This window comes from Streptosporangium sp. H13245 (genome assembly GCF_055690525.1).
Genome location: NZ_JBSZKT010000017.1, coordinates 90,369 through 104,847 on the forward strand (window position 1 = coordinate 90,369; position 14,479 = coordinate 104,847).

14 protein-coding genes are annotated in these 14,479 nt (G+C 71.6%); 6 read left to right on the plus strand and 8 right to left on the minus strand.

Annotation, left to right across the window (positions count from 1 at the left end; all coding sequences use genetic code 11):
- Positions 1–142: 142 nt before the first annotated feature.
- Positions 143–1,072 carry a zinc-binding dehydrogenase gene (locus ACW9TB_RS23535; protein WP_472750214.1) on the minus strand — a complete coding sequence of 310 codons (930 nt, stop codon included), beginning with the start codon at positions 1,070–1,072 and terminating at the stop codon, positions 143–145.
- Positions 1,073–1,178: 106 nt separating this feature from the next.
- On the opposite strand from ACW9TB_RS23535, the gene ACW9TB_RS23540 reads away from it, so the two are divergent.
- The 4 genes from ACW9TB_RS23540 to ACW9TB_RS23555 all read left to right on the plus strand — a co-directional run bounded on the left by ACW9TB_RS23540 (position 1,179) and on the right by ACW9TB_RS23555 (position 5,693).
- Complete coding sequence (locus tag ACW9TB_RS23540) at positions 1,179–1,853, plus strand: TetR/AcrR family transcriptional regulator (RefSeq protein ID WP_472750215.1); 675 nt, start codon at positions 1,179–1,181, stop codon at positions 1,851–1,853.
- 539 nt (positions 1,854–2,392) lie between these two features.
- A complete protein-coding gene (locus tag ACW9TB_RS23545) occupies positions 2,393–3,379 on the plus strand; it encodes an ABC transporter substrate-binding protein (RefSeq protein ID WP_472750216.1) in 987 nt (328 codons plus the stop codon).
- Positions 3,380–3,713: 334 nt separating this feature from the next.
- Positions 3,714–4,460, plus strand: a complete 747-nt coding sequence (locus tag ACW9TB_RS23550) for a class I SAM-dependent methyltransferase (protein ID WP_472750217.1) — start codon at positions 3,714–3,716, stop codon at positions 4,458–4,460.
- 6 nt (positions 4,461–4,466) lie between these two features.
- Entirely contained in the window at positions 4,467–5,693 is a 1,227-nt protein-coding gene (locus ACW9TB_RS23555; protein WP_472750218.1) for a FecCD family ABC transporter permease, read from the plus strand.
- Positions 5,694–5,802: 109 nt separating this feature from the next.
- Here the strand turns inward: ACW9TB_RS23555 and ACW9TB_RS23560 are convergent, their stop codons facing one another.
- The 4 genes from ACW9TB_RS23560 to ACW9TB_RS23575 all read right to left on the minus strand — a co-directional run bounded on the left by ACW9TB_RS23560 (position 5,803) and on the right by ACW9TB_RS23575 (position 10,166).
- Positions 5,803–6,765, minus strand: a complete 963-nt coding sequence (locus ACW9TB_RS23560) for a winged helix-turn-helix transcriptional regulator (protein ID WP_472750219.1) — start codon at positions 6,763–6,765, stop codon at positions 5,803–5,805.
- Between the two features lie 242 nt (positions 6,766–7,007).
- The gene (locus ACW9TB_RS23565) at positions 7,008–7,517 is read right to left on the minus strand and encodes a carotenoid oxygenase family protein (protein WP_472750220.1); all 510 of its coding nucleotides are present in this window, start codon (positions 7,515–7,517) and stop codon (positions 7,008–7,010) included.
- Between the two features lie 19 nt (positions 7,518–7,536).
- Positions 7,537–8,778 (minus strand): acetyl-CoA acetyltransferase, encoded by a 1,242-nt coding sequence (locus tag ACW9TB_RS23570; protein WP_472750221.1) that lies wholly within the window; start codon positions 8,776–8,778, stop codon positions 7,537–7,539.
- Between the two features lie 92 nt (positions 8,779–8,870).
- Positions 8,871–10,166 (minus strand): pyridoxal phosphate-dependent aminotransferase, encoded by a 1,296-nt coding sequence (locus ACW9TB_RS23575; protein WP_472750222.1) that lies wholly within the window; start codon positions 10,164–10,166, stop codon positions 8,871–8,873.
- Between the two features lie 396 nt (positions 10,167–10,562).
- Between ACW9TB_RS23575 and ACW9TB_RS23580 the strand changes: the two genes are divergently transcribed.
- A complete protein-coding gene (locus tag ACW9TB_RS23580) occupies positions 10,563–11,303 on the plus strand; it encodes a VOC family protein (protein ID WP_472750223.1) in 741 nt (246 codons plus the stop codon).
- A 144-nt stretch (positions 11,304–11,447) separates the two neighbouring features.
- Here the strand turns inward: ACW9TB_RS23580 and ACW9TB_RS23585 are convergent, their stop codons facing one another.
- The gene (locus ACW9TB_RS23585) at positions 11,448–11,771 is read right to left on the minus strand and encodes a DMT family transporter (RefSeq protein WP_472750224.1); all 324 of its coding nucleotides are present in this window, start codon (positions 11,769–11,771) and stop codon (positions 11,448–11,450) included.
- Positions 11,768–12,475 carry an FMN-dependent NADH-azoreductase gene (locus ACW9TB_RS23590; RefSeq protein ID WP_472750225.1) on the minus strand — a complete coding sequence of 236 codons (708 nt, stop codon included), beginning with the start codon at positions 12,473–12,475 and terminating at the stop codon, positions 11,768–11,770. Before ACW9TB_RS23590 ends, ACW9TB_RS23585 begins: the two co-directional genes overlap by 4 nt.
- An 89-nt stretch (positions 12,476–12,564) precedes the next feature.
- On the opposite strand from ACW9TB_RS23590, the gene ACW9TB_RS23595 reads away from it, so the two are divergent.
- Positions 12,565–13,155: a TetR/AcrR family transcriptional regulator gene (locus ACW9TB_RS23595; protein ID WP_472750226.1), complete on the plus strand. Its 591-nt coding sequence runs from the start codon at positions 12,565–12,567 to the stop codon at positions 13,153–13,155.
- Positions 13,156–13,520: 365 nt separating this feature from the next.
- Here the strand turns inward: ACW9TB_RS23595 and ACW9TB_RS23600 are convergent, their stop codons facing one another.
- Complete coding sequence (locus ACW9TB_RS23600; protein ID WP_472750227.1) at positions 13,521–14,342, minus strand: phosphoenolpyruvate hydrolase family protein; 822 nt, start codon at positions 14,340–14,342, stop codon at positions 13,521–13,523.
- Positions 14,343–14,479 lie beyond the last annotated feature (137 nt).

Consider the following 14,479-nt stretch of genomic DNA (forward strand, 5'->3'; position numbering starts at 1 on the left):
CGACCGGCGAGCGGGCCGGGCCGTGGCCGTACGGCATGACGCACGGGCTCAGCCGATGTCGTACGGGGTGGCGCGAGCTCAGCCGATGCCATACGGGGTAGCGCACGGGCTCAACCGATGCCATACGGCGTGACGCGCGGGCTCAGCCGATGTCGAGGACCGCCTTGCCGTGCAGTCGGCGGCCGAGGAGGGCCTCGACCGCCTCCGCGGCCCTGTCCCAGCCGCCCCGCCAGGAGATCTGCGGATCCAGGCCGCCGTTCGCCACCTGCCCGGCCAGCCAGGTCAGGTCAGGGGCGAGTACGGGGCCGGACAGCAGGTAGAAGGTGACGACCGACCGGTCGTGGCGGCCCTGGTCACCGGACAGCGCCCCGGCCGGGAAGCGTTCGGCCTCGTCCGTCGCGTGCCCGACGGACACCAGCGTGCCCCCCTCGGCGAGCTTGCCGAAGGCGTCCACCAGCTGGTGTCCGCCGACCAGTTCCACGACGCCGTCCACCGGGTCGCCGATCCCGGACGGCCCGGCGACCACCTCGTGCGCGCCCAGTGCCCGCAGGCCGTCCCCGTGCGCGACCGGGTCACCGGTGGACGCCGTCACGTGCGCGCCGCCGAGCCGGGCGAGCTGCACGGCGTACCGTCCGACCCCGCCGGTGGCACCGGTGACCAGCACCCGCCTGCCGACGATGGGACCGAGCCGCCGCAGGGCGCGCAGCGCGCTGGCGCCCGCCACCGGGACCGTGCTGACCGCGCCGGGATCGGCGCCCCGCGGCACCGTGCCGATCAGCTCCGTAACGACGGCCCGGAGCTCCGCCCACGCGCCGTCGCCGGAGAGTGTCACCACCGGGGTGCCCTCGGCCGGACCGGAGCCGTCGGCGGCGGCCCGCTCCACCACCCCGGCCGCGTCCCAGCCCGGCACCGTGCCCTCGGGGGCGTTCTCCAGGCCGGACTTCACCTCGCCGTAGTTGAGGGAGGTCGCCGTCACCCGGATCAGCGCCTGGTTCGGGGCGGGGTCGGGATCGCGGACCTCACCGAGCCGCAGTCCGCCGGGCACGGAACGATCGACAAGCAGAGCACGCATGTCATGCACCTTTCATGAGGACAGTGGTGACCACGGTCGACCACAATAACGCCACTGAGTGGCATAAACCTACAAGAGGCATTCATGCTCCACTAGACTGACCGCGATGACTACCTCACCCTCGCCGACCGCACCGGTCGCATCGGCCGACCGGCTGCCACTGCGCGAACGCAAGAAGCTGCGCACCCGCCAGGCGCTGATCGACACCGCCCTGGAGCTGTTCACCGAGCGGGGTTTCGACGGCACCACGCTCGACGACCTGTGCGATGCGGTCGAGGTCTCCAAACGCACCTTCTTCCGCAACTTCAGCAGCAAGGAGGACGTGGCGACGGCTCCGCTCCACGACCTGTGGACGGCCTTCCTCGACGACCTCGAATCCCGCGACCCCGGTGGCCGTCCCGTCCTGGAGATGCTGCAGGACGCCCTGCTCGCCACCCTCGACCGCATGACGGCCGAGGGCTGGGCGCGTCGCGTCCGGCTCAGCCACCGGCTCGCGGAGAAGACCCCCTCGATGGACGCGCACGGCCTGCACTTCTGCGACCGCACCAGCCGCGCCGCGCTCGCGATCCTGCACCGCAGGCTCGTCCTGACCGACCCGTACGACCTGCGCCCGCGACTCGCCCTCGACATGCTCGTCGCCGCGTTCCACCGCGCCCTGGAGACGTGGACGTCCCGGCCCGGCCCCACCACCCGCGCCGAGCTGGCCGCCCACGTCCGCGACGCCTTCGCCGCGATCCCGGGCACCCTCACCCTGACCGCGGGACTGCGGGACGAGATCTGAGCGCTTCCTCCCCGCTCAGCGAAGCTCGTCGAGTTTCTCGACGGGAGTACGAGGCCCGCGGGCACCGTGCCATGGACGGCGTCCCGGCTTCCGGGAACTCCCGTACGCCGCCGCCACCGTCTTCGTCGCTCCGGAGTCGACGAACGAAACCCCGCCGCGTGACGACGGCCGTGACGCCCGGCCACGGGTAGTTCCCGCCGCGTTCGATCCCGGCGATCCCACCGGCACCCGCGAGGAGCGGCCGTCAACGGCGGGCCGGTTCTCATGCGCCCAACACCGAAGAAGGTGGTCGGCGCGCACGCGTCCGGGCCGTCCACGCGGCACGGCCCTTCCCTGTCGCCACCACGGCACCGATTCCGCCGGAGGCGCCATCGTCGGCGCGGCACCGAGCGAGAACGGACGCCTCGACGGCTCGAAGACCGCGATTCCGGCCGCCCCGGCGAGCCGGCCAGGACCGATGCCACTCGCGAGCAGGGATGAAAACCTCCTCGTTCTCTGCTGTACAGTCCTTCACTATGAAAACCGTTCCCATTTTCATAGTGGGTTCCCTCCTCCTGACGCTCGCCGCCTGCGGGAGCGCGAGCGGCACGTCCACCGGCGCCGTCGGCGAGGCCGCGCCCATCGCCACGGAGCTGACGAGTTGCGGCCTGTCCCTCAAGGTCGCCTCACCACCGCGTCGGGCGGTCTCCATGGAGCAGAACGCGACAGAGATCATGCTGACCCTGGGGCTCGCCGACCGGATGGTGGGCACGGCGTACCGGACGGACCCGGTGCTCACCGAACTCAAGGCCGACTACGACAGGGTCCCCGTCCTGTCCGCCCAGTACCCCGGCCGGGAAGCCCTGCTGGCCGCCGGGCCGGACTTCGTCTACTCGATGCGCGCCTCCGCCTACGCGCCGGACGCCGGTGGGGCCAGGAAGGATCTGGCCGGGCTCGGAATACCCGCCTACCTCTCCTCCAACGACTGCGAAGACCCCGGCCTGATCCCCTCCTCCGTCACGTTCGACGCCATCTTCGGTGAGATCGGCGACATCGCGAAGATCTTCGGTGTCCCGGAGCGCGGCGAGAGCGTGGTGGCCGGTCTGCGAAAGCGCCTCGACACGGCCAGGACCACGGCCAGGGACGCGACCGGCGCGAGTCCGGACGTGAAACTGATGTGGTACTACTCCGGGACGAAGACCCCGGCCATCGCGGGTCGCGGCGGGCTGCCCGACACCATCGGCACGTTCCTCGGTGCGGGAAACACCTTCTCCGACATCGCTCAGCAGTGGTCCGAGGGAAGCTGGGAGAAGATCGCCGAGCGCGACCCGGACGTGATCGTGCTGGCCGACCTCACCCGTGGTGGTGACGGCGACAGCGCCGAGGCCAAGATGAGCTTCCTGCGCTCCGACCCCGTCGCCTCCCGGCTCACGGCGGTCAGGAAGAACCGCTTCATCGTCGTCCCCGGATCGGCGATGGACCCCTCGATCAGGAGCGTCGGCGCCGTGGAACAGGTCGGCAGGGGCCTTCGGGACCTCTACAACTGACCCCGCGCACAGACCCCGCACCCCCGCGAACCGCGAACCGCGAACCGCGAACCGCGAACCGCGAACCGCGAACCGCGAACCGCGAACCGCGAACCGCGAACCGACGACCGTACCCCGCGGACTACAGACCGCACTCTGCGCTCCACGGACCGCACTCTGCGGACCACGGACCGCACTCCGCGGACCACAGACCCCACCCCGCGCCCCACGGACCGCGCTCCGCATTCCACGGACCACACCGGCGCGCGACCGCCGACCTCCTCCGGAGACCATGATGACCACCCCCACCGATCTCCCCGTTCCCCCCGCCGATTCCGTTCCCTCAGCCGCTTCCGTGACCTCGCGGGAGCTGTTCTCCTTGTGGGAGGAGCAGCAGGCCGCCTACGTGGCCCACCGCGAGAACCGCTTCCAGGTGATGCTCGACGTGCTCGGCCTGCACTGCCCCGCCGACCCCACCGTGCTTGACCTGGCCTGCGGGCCCGGCTCGATCACCGACCGCGTACTGAACAGCTTTCCCGGGGCGCGCGCCGTGGCCGTCGACTACGACCCGGTACTGACGCGGCTCGCGCGCTCGGTCCTGGCGCGTCACGACGACCGTGCCACCGTGGTCGAATCCGACCTGGCGCACACGGGCTGGTCGTCGGCACTGCCCGGATGGAGCTTCGACGCGGTGCTGACCTCCACGGCGCTGCACTGGCTCTCCCCCGGGCAGCTGCTGAAGGTGTACGCCGAGCTGGCGCGGCTCCTGCCACCGGGCTCCGTACTCCTCAACGCCGATCACCTGCGCTTCGGCGACGGGCATCCGGCACTGCGACGGCTGTCGGCCGCCCACGACGCCGCCGTACAGCGATCGGCCTTCGCCGACGGTGCCGCCACGTGGGAGCGGTGGTGGGCCATGGCGGCCGACCACCCCGAGCTGGCTCCCCTGCTCGCCGAGCGCGAGCGGCGTTTCGCCGACCGCCCGCCGCAGCCTCCGGCACCGCTGGAGTTCCACCTCGCGGCGCTGCGTACGGCGGGCTTCACCGAGGTGGGAACCGTCTGGCAGTACCTGGATGACTATGTCATCTTCGCCCGGCGCTGACCTCCGATGACCTCTGACGACTCCGTACGCACCACCGCGACGGCCGGACCCGCCGGGCCCGAGATGCCCGCCACGGCTTCGCGGACCGCGCGATGGCGGAACGCCGTCGCCACGCGGCGGACCATGCGGCGGACCACGCGACGGACCGGGCGGCGGGACGGGCGGCGGGACGGGCGGCGGACCGGGCGGCGGGACGGCGTCACGGTTTCACGGACTGGGCGGCGACGCGCGCTCTCGGTGGGCGGCGCGGGGCTGGTGCTCCTGCCTCTGTCGGTGGCACTCGCGGTGACCGTCGGGGCCGCGGGCCTGTCGGTGGGCGACGTGTTCCAGAGCGTCGCCGCGCACCTTGGCCTCCCGGTGGAGTCCCCGGGCCCGCTGCGGGACGCGATCGTCTGGGAGCTGCGCCTGCCACGGGTGCTGCTGGCGACGCTGGTCGGAGGTGGCCTGGCCGTGTGCGGGGCGGTCCTGCAGACGTTGACCCGCAATCCGCTGGCCGACCCCTACCTGCTCGGTGTCTCCTCCGGGGCGTCGACCGGGGCGGTGGCCGTCCTGATCCTCGGCCTGGGGTCGGGGACCGCGGCCGCCCTGACGGCGGGGGCCTTCGCCGGTAGCCTGGCGGCCTTCTGCTGCGTGCTCGTGCTCGTCGGCGCGACACCGGGCGGCTCCCTCCGCGTCGTACTGGCGGGAGTGGCGGTCTCGCAGCTGTTCAGCGCGCTGACCAGCCTGGTCGTCATCTGGGCCGGTGACGCGCAGAGCACCCGGGGCGTGACGTTCTGGCTGCTGGGCTCTCTCGCCTCGGCGAGCTGGGGCACCGCCGTTCTCTGCGCGGTGGTGACGGGGATCGGCCTGGCGGTCTGCTGGGCCGCCGCCCCAGCCCTGGACGCCCTGGCCTTCGGGCGCGACATCGCCGCCTCGCTCGGCGTCGCCCCGGGCAGGACGCGACTCCTCCTGCTCGTCACCACCGCGCTGAGCACCGCGGTCCTCGTCGCCGCGAGCGGCGCCATCGGGTTCGTCGGCCTGGTCGTCCCGCACGCCGTCCGCTTCCTGGTGGGCGTCCGCCACCGCGTGCTGCTACCGGCCTGCGCGCTGTACGGGGCGATCTTCCTGCTGTGGGCCGACACCGCGGCGCGCACATTGTTCTCCCCGCGTGAGGTACCCGTCGGTGTCCTCACCGCGCTGATCGGCGTCCCGGCGTTCGCGATCATCATGCGTGGAAAGAACGCCAGGTCATGAGATCCGGACACCCGCGACCTCACGTGAAGCGTCCCGGCTTTTACTGTGAGCCGGGCGTCGTCACCAGATTCCCTGCCGAGCTGTCGAGCTGTCCAGACGTTCAGCCGTCTCAGGCCGGGCGTCGGGCCACGATCTCGTGCCCGCGCAGTGGTGCCGTGCAGGCGTCGCACGTCAGCTGGACCTGGAAGTCACGCCCGCACGCAGGGTGGGTGTAGACCAGGGCGGGTCCCTCGGCCGCCCGGAACCATCGCTGTCCCCAGTCGATGCCGGTCATCGTCACGGGGAAGAAGGCGCGGCCCTTCTCCGTGAGGTGGTAGCTGAGCCAGTCGGGCCGCTCGGCGCCGGGTATCCGCTCGAAGACGCCGAGCTCGCAGAAGACTCGGAGCCGATCGGCGACGATGGTGGGCGGGGCACCCAGGTGCTGCTCGAATTCGCGGAAGCGGCGCAGTCCCTGGAAGGCGGCGCCCAGGATGGCCGCCGACCAGCGGTTGCCCACCAGTGCCATCGTCTCGGGGAACATCCCGGCACCACCGTCAGCGGTGGAGGCGGTGGAACCGGTGGGGGCAGTGGATCCGGAGCGGCGGCGGGTCGTGGCGGCGGGCACCGACCGTTCCCAGGTGCCGCTCGGCCCGAAACCGCCGACGACGTCGCGGGGCCGTACGGAGCGCGAGCAGGCGGCGCAGGTGAGGATGGGCAGGAACTCCCGGCCGCAGCGCCGGTGGACCATCCGGGGCAGCGACTCCTGGTGCTCGGGCACCCAGCGCGACTCCCACGCCCAGATCGACAGCAGCGTCGGCCACAGGTCCCGTCCCCGCCTGGTCAGCCGGTACTCGAACCGCTTGGCCCTGCTCTGGTACTCGACCCGTTCGAAGACGCCCATCTCGGTGAGGAACGCCAGCCTCCGGGTGAGCACGGCGTGCGAGATGGGCAGCTCCTGCCGCCATTCCCCGTAGCGGCGCACGCCGAGCAGGGCGTAGCGCAGGATCAGGAGGTTCCACTCGTCGCCGATCAGCCCCAGGGTGAGACCGACGGCGTTGGTGTACCCCGGGGGAAGCCGCGTGGGACGGTCCATGGGGTGCACGAGCACGCGCGTCCCCTGTGGACCACGGTCCCGAACAGCCTCCGCCGTCTCCCCTCCCGAGGTTCCGGGATCGGGACCGGTGGGTTCCGTCCCCGTCGTGTCGCGACCGGCGATGCCCGTTCCCTCCGCGTCACGACCGGCGGTGCCCGTTCCCGCGCCGTATGGACCGGCGACACCGCTTTCCGCCGCCACAGGCCGGATCGCGGACCGGATCACGGGCCTGGCCACGCCGGTCACGGCCTCAGGGCGCGGGCCGGTGACTCGGCGGCACACCGGCCGGGGATCGAGTCGCCCGCCGCCCGGGAGGCGTGCGTACCGCTGGAGATGCCCTCGGGAGTCCTCGGCCCGACCGGCTGACCGTCGGCCATCCTGGCCGCGTCAAGGATCAGGCACTCGGAGCGATCTTCGTTCATGTCGGTGGTCAGCGTAACAAGGTAACCTCCGCCCTCGGCGGATGATCCCGCACGCGGCGCCGTCACGAACTCGCCGCCGTACACACCGGCGGGCAGGTCAAAGCGCTCCTTCGTGGATGATCCCGGACGCGGCGCCGTTACGGGCCCGCCGCCGTGCACATCGACGAGCGGGTCAGAGCGCTCCTCGGCGGAGGACCCCGGACGCGATGCCGTCGCGGGCTCACCGCCGTGCACATCGGCGGGCGGGCCGAAGCGCTCCTCGGGGCCGGTGCGCGGGACGGGGCGGACCGGCCCGTCGAAGCGCATGTGCCGTCCCGGATCACTCGGCACCGGAGCACTCGGCACCGGACTACTTGGCACCGGACTGTTCGGCGCCAACGACGAAACTGACGGTCGTGGTCGTACTGCCGCCGATGTTGAGTGTGCCGAACCGGCGCGCCCCCTCGACCTGGTAGTCACCGGCCCGGCCGGTGACCTGGCGGGCGGCGTCCAGGAGCATCCGGACCCCGGTGGCGCCGACCGGGTGACCACCGCCGATGAGACCGCCGCTCGGGTTGACGGGGATACGCCCGCCGATCTCCAAATCGCCGTTCTCGATGGCCTTCCAGCTCTCACCGGGTCCGGTGATGCCGAAGTGGTCGATCGCGGCGTACTGCGACATGGTGAAGCAGTCGTGCGTCTCGATGCCGTCGAGGTCGTCGACGCCGCCGACACCCGCGCGGGAGAACGCGTCGAGCACCGCGCGGCGGACGTGCGGCAGCGTGTACGGCTCGTCGCGGCTGCGCTCCAGTTTCATCGCGAGCGGGAGCCCGACGGTCCGGTGTCCCCAGCCGAGCACCCTGGCGAGACGGCCGCCGCGCGCGAGTTCGGGGTGGCGGGCCAGGAAACGCTCCCCGGCCAGCACCACTCCGGCGCCGCCGTCGGTGATCTGGCTGCAGTCCGTACGCCGCAGCCTGCCCTCGACCACCGGGTTGGCCTCGTCGTCGGCGACGAAACTTGCCTCGGTGAACGTCCATCCGCGCGTCTGCGCGTTGGGGTTGGCCCTGGCGTTGCGGAAGTTGAGCTCGGCGACGGCCCGCAGGTGGGCGTCGTCGAGGCCGTAGCGCCGGTCGTACTCGTCGGCGAGGGCGCTGAACATGTGGGGCCACATGAACGTCGCGTCCTGTCCCTCGTGGCCCACCCACGCGGCGGCGCCGAGGTGCCCGGCGGCGAGGTCGCCGGGCACGGTGCGCTCCAGCTCCAGGCCGAGGACCAGGGCGCAGTCGTAGCGTCCGGACTCGATGTCGGCCATCGCGGCCAGCACCGCGACGCCGCCGGAGGCGCAGGCCGCCTCGTGCCGGGCAGAGGGGACCTCCCACAGCTCGGGCTCGACGGTGGCGGGCATGCCGCCCAGCTGGCCCTGTCCGGTGAAGAGCTGGCCGAAGGCGTTGCCGACGTGGATGACGTCGATGTCGGAGGGGGCGAGACCGGCGTCGTCGAGGGTGCCGCTCACGACCTCTCCGGTGAGCTCGGCGAACCCCTGACCGGCCCGCGACCAGTTGCGGGCGAAGTCACTCTGGTAGCCGCCCAGGATCCATACCGCGTCCGGCATCGCACGCCTCCTCTTTCGTCGCGACGAGCTTCTCACTACAACAAGAAGAGTATGCCGTCGGCGGGTCCCGATGGGAGGGGGGCGCGGGCGTCTCAGATGGAGGGCGGCAGGGCCGACAGCATGTCGAAGCGGCGGTCGCCCTCGTACAGGGGCGTCTGCGTCTGCGGGGGCGTCGGGAGGGACGCGGGCAGGGGGTCGTACAGGGGGGTGGGCGTCGGGACCGGTGTCGGGACCGGGAGGGGCGGGGGTACGGGGCTCAGCGACCTGTTGCCGCTCTCGTAGAGGACGGCGTACAGCCCGCTGATCAGGCGCCGCACGTCCCGCTCCGGCCGGACCACCAGGCGCATGAACTGGCTGGTCATCCCGAGTTTGTTGCCGCAGTCGCGGACGTGCAGGTTGTGCTCGTCGAGCAGCTGGTCGCGCAGGGCGGCGCCGTCCCTGCCCCCGGGGAGCCGTACCAGCAGGAAGTTTCCCTGGGAGGGGAAGACGGTCAGGCCGGGGACCCGGGTCAGCTGGTAGCGCATCGACTCGCGGTCCAGGGCGACCAGGCGGAGGCTGTCCAGATACTCGGACATGTACTGGCGGATCATGAAGACCACGGTCTCGGCGAAGGAGTTCAGGTTCCACTTGGGCAGGGCGCGCCGCACCCTGTCCGCGAGCGCGGGGTTGGCCACCATGTAGCCGAAGCGGATGCCGTGCAGCCCGAAGTTCTTGCCGAGGCTCTTCAGCACGACCACGTTGGGCCGGATGGCGGCCTCGTTCGCGACGCTCGGGTACGGCTCGGCGTCGACGAAGTCGATGAACGACTCGTCCACCACGACCAGGTCGAGGTCGACGAGCCTGTCGAGCAGGGCGATGACCTCGTGGCGGCGCAGGTAGCCCCCGTCGGGGTTGTTCGGGTTGCAGATGACCGCCACCCGGGAGCCCCGGTGCCGGATGAAGTTGACGTAGGCGTCCACGTCCAGCGCGAACCCCTGGTTCTCCGGCAGCGGATACATGTCCACGCGCTTGCCGGTCTCCATCGGCTGGTCGGTCCAGCGGCCGAACGTGGGGATCGGCACGGCCAGGCTCTCCCTGACCATCAGGTGGTCGATCCAGGTGATCAGTTCCGTCGACCCGTTGCCCATGACGACGGTCTGCGGGTTGAGGCCCAGCACCCCGCAGAGCTCGGCGGTGATCGTGTCGGCGTCGCTGGGATAGAACTTCAGGATCGTGCTGAGGTTGTGCTCCAGGACGCCGAAGGCCTCGGGGGTGGGAAAGTACGGGTTGCAGGGGATACAGAAGTCGACCAGCTCCTCCCCCTCCTCCGGCGCGGCCCGGATGAGCGAGAAGTACGACGGGCTGTGCGCGGTGGTGCGCACTCGGCTGCGATCGGTGGGACCGGCCAACTGGGGCCTCCTCCTGACGGACCTTCCGGCTTCTGACACCCCCAGCTACGCACCTGGATACGGGCTGGTTCAGCGGGGTCCGGGCGGGGGTCACCGTCGCCGGAGCTCACAGGCGGCGAAACCTCGCGCCCGCAGGGCTTCCGGGACGCCGATCTTCACCGGGTCCTGAGTACCGACCACATGTCCCTCGTGAACGACGGCGAGGTTGCGGCACCAACGCTCCGGCCGCCACCGCGAATCGTCTGCCGGAGCCTCGGCCCAGGGGACGCCGATGTACGTGGCCGCCAGCAAGATCCGGGAACCGGTACGACTCGGCTCTCCCTCTGGTGAGCGGGTTGATCTCTGTTTGGCGACGGCGCGGACGTCCTCGCGGAGCGGGTGCATAGGATCACCGGCATGGCACTGCGACCTGTTCAGGTGAACATCAAGGCCCTTGACGCCTCGGCGGTCGGCCGGTTCTGGGCGGAGGCGCTCGGCTGGAGTGCTTACGGTACCGGCGTGACCACCTACGTCGGCCCCGGCGGCGGCCTCGTCTGGCCGGACCCGGTCGCCGTCTGCGTCGACGTCGTTCCCGTCCCGGACCCCAAGACGGCGACGAAGAACCGCGTGCACATCGATCTCGCCACCACCTCCACGGCCCATCAGGCGGAGTTGGTCGCGCGCTTGAAGGCTCTCGGTGCGACGCCTGTCGACGTGGGGCAGAGGGACGTGCCGTGGACGGTCCTGGCCGACCCGGAGGGCAACGAGTTCTGTGTGCTGGAGCCTCGGGAGGTCTACCGGGACACCGGGCCGATCGCCGCGGTGGTCGTCGACTGCGCGGACCCGCGGGCCATGGCCCGGTTCTGGGGCGAGGCGATCGACTGGACCTCGCACGAGGTGACCGACGACCAGGCGTCGTTGCGCTCCGCCAAGGGTATCGGCCCGTATCTGGAGTTCCTCCGCACACCCGGCACCAGGGCCGTGCCGGACCGCGTCCATCTTGACCTGCTGCCGTACCCCGGTGACGACAAGGCGGCGGAGGTGGCCCGGCTGCGGGCCCTCGGCGCCACCGACCTCGACATCGGCCAGGGCGACGTCCCGTGGACATGCCTGACCGACCCGGAGGGCCACGACTTCTGCGTCCTCGCCCTATCCTGACGCGAAGCCTTAACGGCGGGCTGCGGCAGCGGGAGCCCCCGTCGCCGGAGAAGGCACCGTGAGGGCGTGAGGGCGGCTGGTTCGCCGGTGAGCGCCGGTCCGTTCGCCTTCTCCGACGCCCCGGCTCGCATGCTGGGGGTGTCGTCACGCGTCGGACGTGGTGATCCGGGCGAGGGCGACGCCACCAACGATCATGGACAGTGCGACGAGGCGGCCGACCGTGATCGGATCCCGGTTGACGACGATGCCGAGGGTGATCGCGCCGACCGCGCCGATGCCGGTGAAGACGGCGTAGGCCGTGCCGACGGGCAGGGTGTCCATCGCCCGCGACAGCAGGTAGACCGCGGCGGCGGCGAGGACGAGGCACAGCAGGGTGGGCAGCGGCCGGGTGAAGTTCTCCGTCGGTTTGATGCTCTGCGACCAGGCCACCTCGATCAGTCCGGCCAGCACCAGCAGTGCCCAGCTCACGTCGCCGCCCCCCACGCCTTCTCCGATGCCTTCTCCGGTGCCGGGCCCCGGGCCAGGTCATGAGCCAGGTCTCGGGCCAGGGTGCGTACGGTGGCCTCGGCGGAGGCGTAGGACTCGGCCTGCTTGTCACGCAGGTGCGCCAGGGCCGGGTCGATCAGGGAGTTGACCAGTTCCGCGCTGACGAAGGCCGCGTCGTGGACGGCGAAGTGCCCGCTGAAGAAGTCACGTAGATAGCGTTCCTGGTGGTCGTAGGGCTCGCGCGGTGTGCCGGGCGCGTACGAGCCGCCGCGCGCGGAGACCACGACGAAGCGTCGTCCCGCGAGGGACATGCGGGGGAAGGTGATCTGGTCGATCCACGCCTTGAGCGAGGCGGGGATCGAGAAGTTGTACATCGGGGTGCCGATCAGCACCACGTCGGCCTCGACGACCTCGTTCAGCAGCGGTTCCACGATCGACCACGCGGCCTTCTGCGCCGGGGTGCGGACCGCTTCCCCGTAGCGGCCGATGTCGGTGATGGCGTGTTCCAGGACGTAGTCGCAGAGTTCGGTCCAGGCCTCGCCGATGTGCGGAACGGGGTCGGCGGCCAGGTCGCGGTAGGTGTGATCGCCGCCCGCGGCCCGCCACTGCTCGGCGAAGACGGCGGTGAGCCTGCGGGAGAACGAGCCGCGACGGGCGCTCGCGTCCAAATGCAGCAGTCGAGCCATGAGGATTCCCTTCAAGTGGACACGGTGTCCGCTTTACTTCAACCGTAGCATAAGCGGACAGGGCGTCCACTTCTTGTAGAGTGAGCGGCATGAGCCCACGCGGGAACCAGCCGAACGGTGACCAGCGGCCGCGAGAGCGGGCGGACGCCGCACGCAACCGGGCCAAGGTGCTCGCCGCCGCCGACCGGCTGTTCGCCGAGCGCCGCGCCGTGACGATGGACGAGATCGCGAAGGCCGCGGGAGTGGGCCGGGGCACCCTGTACCGTCGCTACCCCGACCCGGCGTCGATCGCGCTGGCCCTCCTCGACGAACACGAGCGCCTGCTACAGGAGGACCTGCTGCGCGGCGATCCGCCGCTCGGGCCGGGCGCGTCACCCGCCGACCGGCTGGCCGCGTTCTACGCCGCGATGGTCGAGCTGCTGGAACGGCACGGGCACCTGGCACTCGGCGCGGAGACCGGCGCGTCCCGCTTCGCCACCGGCGCCTACGGCTTCTGGCGGGCGCACGTACGGTCCCTGCTGGTCGCGGCGGGCACGCCGGACCCGGACGCGCTGGTGGACGTGCTCCTCGCCCCGCTCGCACCGGAGGTCTACGACATGCAGCGCGGCAGCGGCCTGTCGCGAGCCCAGGTCACCGAGGCCCTCGCCCGGATGGCTCGGGCGGTCCTGGCCACACGCTGAAAGAGAGGCCGGACGGGGGCAGCCACGCCCCCGGCCGGTACGGGCAGCACCGGCCAGGGGCGGTACGGGCAGCACCGGCCGAGGGGGCGATACGCCGAAACCCGTTCGCCTCTGCCGACACAGCCGACGACCCGCGACTGGAATACCGCCCGACGGCGACCACCCCGGTACAGGCAGCACCGGACGGGGGCAGTACGCCTCTGCCGACACAGCCGGCGATCCGTAGCTGGAGTACCGCCCGACGGCGACCACCCCGGTACAGGCAGCACCGGACGGGGGAAGATATGCCGAAACCCACCCACCCACCTCTGCCGACGCAACCGACGACCCGCGACTGGAGTACCGCCTGACGGCGACCGCCTCGGCTAGAACCTCAGCGACTTGAAGGCGCGTACCTGCTCGGTGATGGCGCGTTCCGTCGGCAGGCGTTCGACCGACGAGGCGCCGAAGAAACCCACCACGCCCTCCGTACGGGCCAGCACGTGGGCCGCGTCCTCCGGTTCCGCGATGGGGCCGCCGTGGCAGAGCACGAGGATGTCCGGGCGGACGGCCACCGCGGCGTCGCGCATCGCCTGGACCCGCTCGACCGCCTCGTCCAGGGAGAGCGCGGTACCGGCGCCGATGCTGCCCTTGGTGGTCAGGCCGACGTGCGGGACGAGGACGTCGGCGCCCGCCTCGGCCATGGCCCGCGCCTGGGCGGGGTCGAAGACGTAGGGCGCGGTGACCATGTCGCGCTCGCGCGCCAGCCGGACCATCTCAACCTCCAGGTCGTAGCCCATCCCGGTCTCCTCCAGGTTCTGCCGGAAGACACCGTCGTACAGGCCGACGGTCGGGAAGTTCTGCACCCCGGCGAAGCCCATGGCCGCGAGCTGGTCGAGGAACCTGGGCATCAGCCGGAACGGGTCGGTGCCGCACACCCCGGCGAGCACCGGGGTGTCCCTGACGACGGGAAGCACCTCGGCCGCCATCTCGACGACGATCTGGTTGGCGTCGCCGTACGGCAGCAGCCCGGCGAGCGAGCCCCGGCCCGCCATCCGGTAGCGGCCGGAGTTGTAGATGATGATCAGGTCGACGCCGCCCTCCTCGGCGCACTTGGCGGACAGCCCGGTGCCCGCCCCCGCGCCGACGACCGGCCGGTCCTCGGCGACGGTACGGCGCAGCCTGGCGAGGACGTCCTCGCGGTTCACGTGACACCTCCGGCGCGACCCCGCCAAAGGCCGGAAAGTCCCCTCCGGCGCCGATGAGCCGGTCGCGACACGACCGGGAAGGACGTGGCCGGGAAAGACATGACCGGGAAGGGCGTGGCGAGGAAGGGCATGGCCGG